The organism is Pedobacter sp. AJM (genome assembly GCF_002197755.1).
In the GTDB taxonomy this organism is placed as follows: Bacteria; Bacteroidota; Bacteroidia; order Sphingobacteriales; family Sphingobacteriaceae; genus Pedobacter.
The window spans coordinates 218,347-230,540 of sequence record NZ_NHOT01000002.1; the positions used below are offsets into that span (position 1 = coordinate 218,347).

General features: G+C 39.6%; 9 protein-coding genes. 4 read left to right on the forward strand and 5 right to left on the reverse strand.

What is annotated here, in order from left to right; all coding sequences use genetic code 11:
- Positions 1–208: 208 nt before the first annotated feature.
- Positions 209–1,003, forward strand: a complete 795-nt coding sequence (locus tag CBW18_RS04875) for a hypothetical protein (protein WP_140418631.1) — start codon at positions 209–211, stop codon at positions 1,001–1,003.
- 77 nt (positions 1,004–1,080) lie between these two features.
- Positions 1,081–1,731: a DUF6624 domain-containing protein gene (locus tag CBW18_RS04880; protein ID WP_088300186.1), complete on the forward strand. Its 651-nt coding sequence runs from the start codon at positions 1,081–1,083 to the stop codon at positions 1,729–1,731.
- A 28-nt stretch (positions 1,732–1,759) separates the two neighbouring features.
- Here the strand turns inward: CBW18_RS04880 and CBW18_RS04885 are convergent, their stop codons facing one another.
- Complete coding sequence (locus CBW18_RS04885) at positions 1,760–2,272, reverse strand: hypothetical protein (protein ID WP_088300188.1); 513 nt, start codon at positions 2,270–2,272, stop codon at positions 1,760–1,762.
- A gap of 307 nt (positions 2,273–2,579) precedes the next feature.
- On the opposite strand from CBW18_RS04885, the gene CBW18_RS04890 reads away from it, so the two are divergent.
- Entirely contained in the window at positions 2,580–5,081 is a 2,502-nt protein-coding gene (locus CBW18_RS04890; RefSeq protein WP_088300189.1) for a TonB-dependent receptor, read from the forward strand.
- Positions 5,082–5,197: 116 nt separating this feature from the next.
- Positions 5,198–6,211, forward strand: coding sequence for an FAD:protein FMN transferase (locus tag CBW18_RS04895; RefSeq protein ID WP_088300381.1), 1,014 nt, complete (start codon positions 5,198–5,200; stop codon positions 6,209–6,211).
- 116 nt (positions 6,212–6,327) lie between these two features.
- Here the strand turns inward: CBW18_RS04895 and CBW18_RS04900 are convergent, their stop codons facing one another.
- The 4 genes from CBW18_RS04900 to CBW18_RS04915 form a co-directional block, all read right to left on the reverse strand.
- Positions 6,328–8,517, reverse strand: coding sequence for a PepSY domain-containing protein (locus CBW18_RS04900; protein ID WP_088300190.1), 2,190 nt, complete (start codon positions 8,515–8,517; stop codon positions 6,328–6,330).
- Positions 8,518–8,529: 12 nt separating this feature from the next.
- A complete protein-coding gene (locus tag CBW18_RS04905; protein ID WP_088300192.1) occupies positions 8,530–9,015 on the reverse strand; it encodes a DUF2271 domain-containing protein in 486 nt (161 codons plus the stop codon).
- Positions 9,016–9,019: 4 nt separating this feature from the next.
- Complete coding sequence (locus tag CBW18_RS04910; RefSeq protein ID WP_088300194.1) at positions 9,020–10,492, reverse strand: ankyrin repeat domain-containing protein; 1,473 nt, start codon at positions 10,490–10,492, stop codon at positions 9,020–9,022.
- Positions 10,493–10,667: 175 nt separating this feature from the next.
- Positions 10,668–12,182: a SusD/RagB family nutrient-binding outer membrane lipoprotein gene (locus CBW18_RS04915; protein ID WP_088300195.1), complete on the reverse strand. Its 1,515-nt coding sequence runs from the start codon at positions 12,180–12,182 to the stop codon at positions 10,668–10,670.
- Between the last annotated feature and the right edge of the window lie 12 nt (positions 12,183–12,194).

Here is a 12,194-nt window from a genome sequence, read left to right on the forward strand (position 1 = left end):
AAAAAACGATGAATCATGGTATTTCTTTTGGGAATGACTTCTGATAATTTTGTATGAGTTGCCTGAATAAGTAAAATGTAATGAGAAGCACAAGCGATCTGCAATGCGAATGGTGTAATTAATGATGCATCACAAAGGGTTTGTTTATTCTTTATACAGCCTATTAACGGAAGATCAATCATTTAAATCAGGATCTAATTTAATAATTATGATGAAAAATTTTTTATCGTTTTCTTTGGTCGCCTTCCTCCTGCTATCAGGAAATAAAGTACATGCCCAACTGGAAAACCTGCTGCAAAAAGCAAAAGATAAGGCAGAAAAGGCCTTAGAAAAAAAAGTAACCCATAAAGATGCTTCCCGCAAATCTAAAAATAGCGGTACGGATATGGGCTTTGATTTTACTCCTGGAGACTCGTTGATCTTTGCAGAGAATTTTTCAAAATATGCAAAAGGAGCAACTGCTGCCAGCATCAAAACCAATGGAGCAGCAATAGTGACAACAGTAGAAGATGAAAAAGGTAAGTGGATGCTGTTAAGGGATAAAGCTACTTACAAGCTGACTAAACTCATCAGGTATCCAAAGCAATTTACAATTGAATTTGATATACTGGCCTCCGCCGATCAGGCAAATGATATCTCACCTTTATCATTTGGCTTTACAACAGATAATAGTGTACAGGATTATACCAGCAACGCGGGTGCTTATGTTGAGCTTCAGTATTATGATACCGATCAGGTGAATGTTGGCAATAGCAATCCCAAAAAATATGTCAATACAACCTTTGATCTGACTGAAAGCTTAAATCGCCCCCTAAAGGTATCTATACACGTTGATGAAGAAAGAATGATTGTATACCTGGATAAAACCAAGCTTGTAGACACGGAACTGTTTACCCCTGCTGCTGCTAAAAACTTTTACATCACTGCACCCTGGGATTATACAAACGGAGCCAAGGTGATGGTAAGCAATATCATGATCAAGGGTTTTAGTAAAACTAAGTAGATTTAAAAAAACTATAAGTAAATGATAGCGCTGTTGAGATATTATGAAGTACCAGCAATATCAATCAATATAAAAAAATGAAACCCCTGATCACGCTTTTATTTCTCTTCTTCATTTATACACTACACGCTCAGGATCTGTTATGCGATGACCGAAAGGCCATTAGTGAGAAACTTGAAATGATCCGCGAAACGGATCAGGGAATCAGGAGCAGGCTGATTAAAGAAATGGCCACGAAAGATCCGCAGGCCATGAAAAAAATTGCACTGGAAATGAAAGCCAGCGACAAACAAAACCAGCTTGTTGTCGGATCACTTCTGGATAGGTGTGGCTGGCCAAAAGGGCTCAGTGCAGCGGAAAACAATACCATTTTCCTGGTTATTGATCATGCAGATACAGCGTTTATGATCAGGTACTTTCCTTTGTTGAAATCACAGGCAGACCAGGGCAAAGTGGCCAGGCGTGATTTGGCGACACTGCAGGATAGAATGCTTTTGAGAAGTGGGAAAAAACAATTCTTTGGTACCCAAACCCTGAAAGAAGGCAATATCGTGACCATCTGGCCGGTAGATGATCCGCAAGGCCTCGATGCACGCCGTAAAGAAATGGGACTCATACCAATGGGTGCATACATGGCGCTATTGAAAAAAACCTATCAATCGGAAGTGATCTGGGATCAGGACTTATCAGTGAATGCAGCTCAGGAAAAAATGCGTAAAAAGAATTAAGGGTCCAATATCAATGATCAAACATCGTTTAGTGTTTAGACTCACGCTCCATATATTGCGTTAATTCAAAAAGCCAATCGCCTCCATAAACAAACAAAATGCAAACCGTCACTAAAATAATAACATAGGTAATCACTTGTTTGAGCCTTTTATCATTGTTTTTATCCTTCAGGAAAAAAAAGTTTATGACCAAAAAGATTAATGCAGAAATAATACCTGATGGAATGCCCAGCCATGCGGCAGATAAAGCATTCCAGGGGTCTTTAAAATAGAAAGCATAGATAGAAGCAAACCCTAATAAGGCACTTGAAAAGAGTAATAACAACCCTTTAAAAAAATGTTTGCCCATCAAACCAAACATCATCAAAAAAAGTGAAATGGCAAGTGTTAAGTAAGTGTAAGGAAGTTCTGTAATGAGATACGTTTTACTGCTTTCAATCGGAAAAATGATTCCAACACTGATCAGCAGGATCATCATACCAGCGATTAGATAAAGTTTTTTTAATTCCAATCCTTTTGAGGGCAAATTAGTATCATGCATTAGTGATTGTGCTTTGTGATTCAAAATATTTCTAAGGATTGATAAAATGTAAGATAGGTATTCTTAATCATTAAACACACCGTTTTGCATTTGTTAAACTATTTGTATTAATCCCTATATATCAAAAACTTACACCATATCTATTCTGATTTATGCTTAAAGTCATTAGCTCATGGGCAGAACAAATCTGATTTCTAAAGCAGCAAAATATTCAAACAGATATTATTATTTAGAATAATTAAAAATAAGTTTCTAATCCCGTTTTAATTTCTTTCTTTTGCGACAACTAAGAATTAATCTAAATAAAATGAAGAAAATCTTTACCTATTTTTTTAACATAATCCTGCTTTCTATTTTTCTCACGGGCATCACTTATGCACAATCCAGAAACGGATCAGTATCCGGTTCCATTAAAACCAGCGATGGTAACCCTGCTCCATTTGTAAGTGTTGGCTTGAAAAACACGGCTAAAACAACACAAAGTGATGAAAAAGGAAACTTCACTTTAAAAAATGTTTCACCTGGAAACTATGTATTAAAGATTTCAGCAATTGGTGTTTCGGTACAGGAGAAAAATGTTTTGGTTGTAGCTGGCGAAAATGCAGAAGTTTTATTATCCATCGCGGAATCCTCGTCACAATTGGATGAAGTAGCCATCACAGGTTATAAAACACCTAATAAAAAACCGGTGAACCTCGGCAAAATTGCCATCGCCCCGATGGATCTTCCACAATCGGTACAGATTATTGGCAACCAGGTCATTACTGATCAACAGGCCAATCGCTTAAGCGATGTACTAAAAAATGTTAACGGTGTGGCTTTTGGTGAAAACCGTGGATCAGTAAGTGGTGAAACATTTTTCGCCCGAGGTTATAGCTTAGGTACCAACAATGTGTTTAAAAACGGATCACGTGCCAGTAGCGGAGGCATGCCTGAAACCAGTACCTTAGAATCAGTAGAAATTTTAAAAGGAAGTGCAGCCTTACTTTATGGCGGCGTAACAGGAGGCGCAGTGGTAAACATGGTCACTAAAAAACCTAAATTTGAGTATGGCGGAGAAGTATCTATGCGCGCCGGAAGTTACGACATGTATAAACCCATGGCAGATATTTACGGACCAATCTCTAAAAAAGTAGCATTCCGTTTAATCGGTACTTATGAAGATGCAGCAAGTTTCAGAAATTCTGTAAAATCAAACCGGATCTATGTAAATCCTTCCTTGCTTTACAAAATAAGTGATCAAACAGATCTTTTGCTTCAGGGGGATTATTTAAAAAGTGACATGACTCCTGATTTCGGGATTGGCACTGTTGAAAATCAGATTGTTGATATTGGTCGCGGTGCATTCGTAAATGCACCCTGGGCTTACAACAAAACAAACACCGCAACCTCACAATTAAACCTTAATCATAAATTTAATGATAGCTGGAAATTAAATGTTTTGGCTAATTTCCAGTCTTACAACCGCAATTACTTCAGTGCTGAGCGACCATTTGCCGATACCAAGGTGGCAACTAACCCTCTTCCATATGGTTTCGCGGCCCGAAATGTTACCCGTTCTAAAACAAAAGAATTTACTTACAATGAGCAGATCAACCTGAATGGCTTCTTTCAAACCGGAAGTATTACCCATACCTTGTTAGTTGGTGCAGATGCAGATCAATCGCGTACCACAAGCGGTGGCTTCAATTTTAATAATAACCTCACTACATTCAATTATGGAAATGTCAACCTACTGGATCCAGCCACTTATTTCGGATCGGGAATTGAGCCAACCGCAAACATGATTACCCAGACCTTCGCACCATTGTATCGTATGGGTGCTTTTGTACAAGATTTAGTTTCCATCACTGATCAGTTTAAAGTGCTTGCCGGAGTACGTTATACCTTTCAGAAAACACCGAGAACCGTGGCGACCAATCTGGCCACCGGTGTGCAAACGCTCAGCGTAAACAGTTTAGACAGGTCGAAAGTAGAAAGTGCTTTCACACCAAAATTTGGATTGATTTATCAGCCCTTAAAAACAACCTCTATTTATGCCAGTTATGCCAGCAACTTCATTCAGAATACGGGTACAGATGTTAATCTAGCACCTCTTGATCCATCTACCGTTGATCAATATGAAGCCGGTGTTAAAAACGACCTTTTCCAGGGCAAACTTTCTGTTAATTTAACTGCTTACAGAATTTCAAACGATAAATTTGCCCAGCAGGCACTTCTAAATGCAAAAGGCGCACCTAATGGTGACACCAACATTAAAGAACTTAATGGAAAAACATTAAGTGATGGTCTGGAACTTGATATTACCGGTACAATTGTAAAAGGCTTAAACTTTATTGCAGGCTACAGTTACAATTATATTCGCTATACGCAAACACGAGACAAAACAGTTTATACCGTTCCTGAACCCACTACAGCGCAGCCTAACGCCACCAGAACGGTTACATTAGGTGGCATTATTGAAGGTCAGCGTTTAGTAGGCTCTACGAAAAATACTGCAAATGGCACCTTATTTTATACCTTTCAGGATGGCCGTGTGAAAGGATTAAAACTGGGTGCTTCAGCTTATTACACAGGAGCAAGAAACGGTGGGTACAATGATTCTAAAATTCAGGCTTACAGCAGGCTCATTCCATTAAGCGCCTTTACCACATTCGATTTCTCTGCGGGCTACAACTGGAAAAAACTTTCATTGCTGGCAAAAATTGCCAATATAACCAACGAGCTAAATTATTTCGTTCATGAAAACTACAGTGTGAATCCTATTCCGCCACGTCAGTTCATGACCACATTATCTTATAAATTTTAACCGATAAATCAGTCATGCCGAAGGCCTCAAAGTGTGTAAAATACTTTGAGGCCTTTTTATGGCTTGGATTACTGGTTTCCGGAATTGCTTTCTTAAATTTGACGATCAACCACCAAATGAAACACCTTTTAAAAATTAAGCTGGCTACCTTCCTCCTGTTGTTAAATTGTGCTGTCTTCGGACAGACAATGAAAAAGAGAACGACCCTTTTAATGGGAAGTAAATTTGAAATTACCATCGTTGCAAAAGATGCACAAACTGCTTCGGACAATATTGATACGGTGATTCAGGAAATCAGCAGAATTGAATACCTGATATCCGACTGGAAACCCAGCTCACAAATTTCACAGGTAAACAGCCATGCGGGTATTAAACCCATTAAGGTAGATAAAGAAGTTTTTGATTTAACCAAAAGGGCATTGAACCTGTCTGAAATTACCGGAGGTGCTTTTGACATTAGTTTTGCAGCCATGGATAGAATCTGGAAGTTTGATGGTTCCATGAAAGAGATGCCTACTGCCGAAGCCATTAAAAAATCAGTAGAAAAAGTAGGTTACAAAAACATTATTCTGGATAGCGTCAATTCCACCATCTTCCTGAAATTAAAAGGAATGAAAATTGGTTTTGGCGCACTGGGGGAAGGTTATGCAGCCGACCGGTCTCGCAATATGATGCTCAGGAAAGGCATCAAAGCAGGTATTGTTAATGGCTCAGGAGACATGAGTACCTGGGGAAGACATCCTAAAGGCCATTATTGGACCATCGGAATTACCAATCCTTTTCACAAAGATAGTTTATATGCTATAGTTCCCATTAAAAACGGTGCCGTAGTAACTTCCGGAAGCTATGAAAAATTTGTAGTCTTTAATGGAAAAAGATATGCCCATATTATCAATCCGGTTACGGGTTACCCGGCAACAGGTTTAACCAGTGTAACGGTATTTGGGCCAGATGCAGAACTGGCAAACGGTTTCAGTACATCTATTATGGTTTTGGGAAAGGATGCAGGTTTAAAGTTCATCAGTCAGTTTCCAAAATTTAGCTGCATCATGTTTAGTGATGATGGCCAGGTGTATCATTCTGATAATTTGAGCCAGAAAACAATTAAACAATGGAAAAAAGGCTTATAACATCTTCAATTTATTCCCCGCATTGATAATATTTTAGGATATTCTATTGATCAAAATCAGGAAAACTGCATCCTGAAAAATAACTTCTTCATAATCCATGAACAAATCGAAACTGCTTAATAGCAATCCATTAAAATCTGTCCCCTCGACTGGTAAAAACTGACACTTTGATTTGATGATTGCTGACATGCATCTTCCAGCCAGTCGATCACATCCTTTTGCATGCCCAGTGAACCGCACAGCATCAATACCCCGCCATCATTGAGTGCTTCACCAACAAAAGCAGCATCTTCAGCCAGTAAATCTTTAACATATTGTTTGTTTCCTTCTCTGGAATAAGCCACATTTAATTTGGCCAGTTTGGAAAGTTCATTTTGCAAGGTATTTTCATAGAGCGAAAAGGATTCCTTATTCTTAAAACCGCAATAAAGATGAACATTTCTGCCCTCGCCATGCTGGCTTAACATGCCCAGAAACGGGGCGATACCGGTACCGTTTGATACCATAATTACAGTACGGGCTTTTTCAGGAAAGTGGAAGTGCTTATTTTTAACAATGATGGCATTTATGGTTTGGCCGATTTTAAGCTGATGTAAATAACCTGAACCCAAACCACCCTCATGCAGTTTAACGCTTAACTGAATTTCTCTTCCAATTTTACCAATTGAATATTGTCTTTCGCGATGATCACCGGCCGGATAAATGGCAAGCAAATCTCCTGAAGTAAATCTTTTTCTGCGCTTCGGGCGCAAGCGAATAATAAATGAGGTTTCGGCATGAGTGGAAATGGTTTTCTTTACCACTTCAAAAGGCTGCGTTTTTGGACGTTTCGTATCCAGCAATTTCGACAAGAGAGACAGCGTTATATCCGCATGTTGCGCCCATAAATTCGCCCATCTGGTAAAATCATCCGGAGATCGGTCATTAATGGTATGAATATCAAGTAATGGCCTGGCCCACTTCTGATGCGATAATGCGTTATTCACTTCGTAACCAAACTTGCAGAAATCAGGATAAGCATGAGAACCAAAAGCAATTACGGAAAAATCGACGGAATTGCTTTGTGGATATTTTTCCAATAGTGCACTGAACTTTTTAGCGTTTACAGGCGATTCACCCTGACCGTATGTCGCCGTAAAAACCAGCAATTGCCTGGCCTTTGCAAAAACCTGATAATCGTTTAGCTCAGCCATAAACGATGTTTTACCATTCTTTAACAGTTCCTGATGTATCGCACTGGCAAAGCGGAAGGTGGTTCCGTTTTCTGATCCAACCAATAGGATAAATTCTGCCTGATCTGATCGAAACTTATTTTTAATCCTGCCTGAACTGCGTTTCCACCAGATCACAAAGCCTGAATAAATAAAAAAAAGGATATTTACCGAAGCAATAGCCAAAACCATTGCCCAGAGGACACTTCCTCTACCAGTATGTAAATCCAGACTAAGGTTATTGAAAAGTGTAGCTTTTGAATAGGCTTGTTCCGTCAGGATATCGCCGGTTATCTGGTTTACAGTAATTTCTTTATTATCCAGTTTCAGTGTAAAATAATCTTCTACATCCTCAGAGAAAGGAAATTCAATGGATTGAACTTTAGTCAGTGGAATATTTCTGAATACTTCGAAATCCGCCACTTTTTTTTTCGGCTCCGTTTGAAGTGCATCAAAATCAATCTTATGCGTAATCTTTTGTGTTTTAACGAGCCCAAATCTTTGCAGCGACAAAAATGTACCACTTAAGGAAATGATGATAACCGGAATCAGCATCAGTCTGCCCAGCACCACATGATAATATGCAGCAAAACCATCTTTGACAATTTTTCCAAAGAATTTTTTAATGCTTCGCTGGCGTTTGATGATCAGGATTGTACCTGAAGTGGCAATTAAGAACAAGAAAAAAGCCGTTAGCCCGATAAAAATCCGACCGGTTTCATGTAAAAACAAGGAACGGTGTAAGGTGGTTACCCACTGAAAAAATACATTTTCCTTTTCTACCTTCCCCAATGATTTTCCTGTTGCCGGATCCACATAAAAATTCCCGGAATTAGCTGCGAAGTCAGTTCCGTTTATCTTCACGAACTGATTGACATCTATGGTAACATCGCCAATATCAGTATACGACTTTTGAAGACGTGGAATGAGTTCAGCAACGGTAAGCTGACCGAATTTTTCTGACCGGTAAGGTTGATTTTTCTCCGTAACAGGCTTAAAAGACAGGATGACCCCCGTAACGGAAGCAAGGGTTATAAAAAGAAAAGAAGATACCGCCAGGGCTAAATGGCTGTATCTCCATATGGAAATTGTCATTAATAAAGCTGTTTAGTTTGCACTTAGGCGTACATACCTGATGTAACCTGTGCCTTCAGTTTTAGCGGCCAAACCTTCGGTGGTTAACGGAATTTCAATATCTTTTAAATAGTATTTATTATCTTCAACAGCGGTTTCAAAACGCAGCTTGTAACCTTTGTTTATTTTATCGGTTTCAATATCCAGAACCGTAACGCTGCGATCGCCGCCCGTAACCGAAGCACCGGTTATGGCACTGATATTGGTTGGTTTTTTCTTGTATGCTTTGTGCCACTCTTTAAGGTCGGGATACCATTTTTTATCAGATCCCATCACATAAAGTGTTTTTTCATAGGCCCCTTTCGCATCTATTAAAGACACCGCGATGTAAGCGCCTTCGCCAACATAATTGGTCATTTGCACCATACATTTATACTTTGTAGTTTTTTGGGCAACACTGACTGCAGGAACGGAATAAATTAATGTTAATGCCAGGCACAGTTTAAAAAAGTTATTCATTTGATTATTTTAAAAAGTCGATTGATACTTTGTTTTTAGTTAAAAATTCATTTTCTGATGCCAAATCATAAGGTGTTTCCTTAAAATCTGTAGCCACATCTTTTTTAGCACCTGCTGAAATTAAATAGTGCATCAGTTCTGTATCCTTTGCGGTCATCGCCGCTTTATGCAATGCCGTGTAACCTTCTTTATTTTTAAGATTCACATCAACCTGATAACCAGCCACAATCTTAGCCAATGCCAGGTCATTTTTAGCCACAGCCAGGTGATATAAAGAATTTCCGTTTGGCTGGATTGCAGCCACATTGAAACCTTTATCGGTTAACACCTTCAACTTGGCGTTGAAATCGTCCATACTCCTTGTACCGTAAGATTGGAAAAGATAATAAGCCAGGTTATTACCCTCTTTATCGGCTATGTTCATATCTGCTCCTTTGTCAAGCAGGAATTTCACTACCTCACCGGAGTTGCTGCGAACCGCCATGGCCAGTGCCGATACGCCTTTGGCATTTGTTTGATTGATGTTTTTTACCTTTGCCGAAAGCAATTCAAGTGTGGCCAGGTCTCTCGTAAAACCGGCAGCATTAATAAATGCTGTATTTCCGTCTTTATCAGCCTGATTTATATCTACTCCTTTTGAGAGAAAATAATTGATCACTTCTTCCTGTTTAGGTTTGCGGACAATATAAAATAGTGCATTTTCACCATTACTTCCGGTAACCGTTGGTTTCAATTTTAATCCTTCCAGGTATTGAAACACAGCTAAACCATTGGAAGATCCGCGACCGCCCTGAGCCGCCATGATGAACGCATGATCATTGTATTTTACCCCTTTTGCGATGAGCTTATTCATCAGTTCTATGTTTCCGCTTCTGGCTACGTAATTAAAAGCAGTATTTCCGTTCGCATCCACACTATTCAGGCTTAAGCCTTTCGATACAAAATAATCCGTCAGGGCAAAATTCTTATCATTTGAAATGGCAATTAAAAGTGCATTTGCGCCGTCATGATTCAGGTCTTTTTTGAGATCAGCACCTTTTGAAAGTAATAAGTCATAAACTTTAGTATTGGCCTGGCCACCAACTGCCGCGAATGTTAATGGTGTAAAACCATGACTATCCTGAAGATCCACCTTTGCACCATTTTTCAAAAGGTATTCCATCACCGGGATATTTCCTTTTGATGCAGCCCAGAACAAATAGGTTCTGCTGTCGTGGGTTAATTTATTGACATCGTTCCCTTTTTGAGCCAGCAGGTATAAAATAGATTCCTCTGGTGCTCCATTGTTAATGGCATAAACGGTGGCATCAAAAGACATTTGATTCAACTGCGAAGGACTATTTCCCTTCTCAATTTCTGATTTAATGGTGGCCAGGTCTGTATTTCCTTTCCAGAAGGATTGCTCCAGAAAGGTATTTTTTTGAGCCTGTGCCCCAAGAGCAGCCATGGCAAGAACAGCAAAGAAGATTTTTTTCATTTTGAAGCTGAATAGTTTTTGATTTCAATTCTCCGGGCGAACCACAAGAATTCCGGCTAAGTTAACAAGAATCGTTCTAAATAATGGATTGTATTGAATTTATTTAAATTAATTACAGATAAATTTTCTGTTACAGAAAAGCCGCAGCTTATGTTTCTGCGGCTTGAAATTAACATTAGTTATCCCACCAAACTTTATCAATAGTAACCTGATCGCCGCCCTGTTTGGAGGCTTCTGCGTTATTGGTTTGTCTTTCCGATTCCGGGTACATCAAACGAAGGGGTCTGGCATCTGCTGAAGGTGCTTGTAGCGAATTAGGTATGGCCGGCAAACCCAGTCTTCTATAATCACTCCAGGCTTCAATGCCGTTTGTGCCATTCATTGACAACCATTTTTGTGTAATGATGGCACTGATTTTATTGGCTGCCTGATCAAAATTAACCGCAGTTTGTGCATTATAGGCCGTGAAAGCCGACGCCGGAACTTCATTGTAAGCGAAAGATGCTTGAATGCCCTGCTCATAAAAGTTTTTTGCACTCCCGGCAATCCATCCTCTTTGTGCCGCTTCGGCTTGTAAGAAAAGACTTTCGTAAGCACCCATTAAAACCAATGGCTGTAAGGCACTTTTCAGTAAACCCGCAGCAGCATTTGCATTTTCCTGCGGTCCGCGGAGGGCTGAAGTGAATGCCCGGTTATATTCTGCCGCGGCATTCGGATTTCCGAAAAGTACTCCCTTATAATCTCCGGCAATGGCCTGATAAATTTTGGCCATTCTTGGATCATTCCGTTGTTTATACTGATCAATTAAGAATGTAGTAGGCCTTAAGTTATCGTAAGCAGCCGTAGTAGCCCCCTGAACATTGCGGTAATACGTTTCCCAAAAAGGATTAATCTTTCCTGCTGTATTTTCATATCCGGGTTTAAGTGTTACATGCTGGTTCAGTTCCAGGTAACCACTTCCTTCCGCCTGGATTTTCTGAATTTCTGCCGTAATGTAAGCCTGATTATTTTTTTCACTCTGGCGGATCAGTGCCCTGAGTTTAATGGTATTGCCAAATTTCGCCCATAAAGGCTTTGATCCATTGAAGATGATATCTGCACGGGCAATGCTCGCATCAGCAGCTGCTCCTTTAATTTCATTTATCCCTTCAGTAATGAGGTTAATGGATTTCTGATAAACCGCCTGGCCACTTTCATAACGCGGGGTCGGAAATCTGGTACCCTGCAAGGCATCATCAAAAGGGATATTGTTGTAAATATCAACCAACCTTAAAAAATGCCATCCTTGCATCATTTTAGCAATGCCGGAATAGTAGCCTGCACCTTCCTGCTGCCCCTGTTCTTTAATTAACTGGTAATAAAGCAAATTCTGGAAACCATTTTCCCAAATTGGAATCCCATCCCGCTGGTGCCTGATGGATGGACCATCATAACTTTTTTCTTTAAAATATTGATTAATACCTTCACTATTGGTTCCCCAGTAGCCACCCCAGAAAGCACCAAGCTGATTGAGCTGAATGGCTTCCTGGTTTACTGTACTCAAAAGGGCAGCGGGTAGTTTCGCACTTAAAGGGAGATTCTGATTAACCGGATTATTTGGATCGTTATTCACATCCAGAAATTTTTCACAGGCACTAAAAACCATCATGATCAACCCTGTGAACAGATATAAACTTAAATGTCTTTTCATTTTATTAAAATC

What these genes read in the sequence shown, in the direction of transcription:
- CBW18_RS04875 (WP_140418631.1), top strand. Translation starts at nt 209, where the DNA reads ATGATGAAAAATTTTTTATCGTTTTCTTTGGTCGCCTTCCTCCTGCTA.
- CBW18_RS04880 (WP_088300186.1), top strand. Translation starts at nt 1,081, where the DNA reads ATGAAACCCCTGATCACGCTTTTATTTCTCTTCTTCATTTATACACTA.
- CBW18_RS04885 (WP_088300188.1), bottom strand. Translation starts at nt 2,272, where the DNA reads ATGCATGATACTAATTTGCCCTCAAAAGGATTGGAATTAAAAAAACTT.
- CBW18_RS04890 (WP_088300189.1), top strand. Translation starts at nt 2,580, where the DNA reads ATGAAGAAAATCTTTACCTATTTTTTTAACATAATCCTGCTTTCTATT.
- CBW18_RS04895 (WP_088300381.1), top strand. Translation starts at nt 5,198, where the DNA reads ATGAAACACCTTTTAAAAATTAAGCTGGCTACCTTCCTCCTGTTGTTA.
- CBW18_RS04900 (WP_088300190.1), bottom strand. Translation starts at nt 8,517, where the DNA reads ATGACAATTTCCATATGGAGATACAGCCATTTAGCCCTGGCGGTATCT.
- CBW18_RS04905 (WP_088300192.1), bottom strand. Translation starts at nt 9,015, where the DNA reads ATGAATAACTTTTTTAAACTGTGCCTGGCATTAACATTAATTTATTCC.
- CBW18_RS04910 (WP_088300194.1), bottom strand. Translation starts at nt 10,492, where the DNA reads ATGAAAAAAATCTTCTTTGCTGTTCTTGCCATGGCTGCTCTTGGGGCA.
- CBW18_RS04915 (WP_088300195.1), bottom strand. Translation starts at nt 12,182, where the DNA reads ATGAAAAGACATTTAAGTTTATATCTGTTCACAGGGTTGATCATGATG.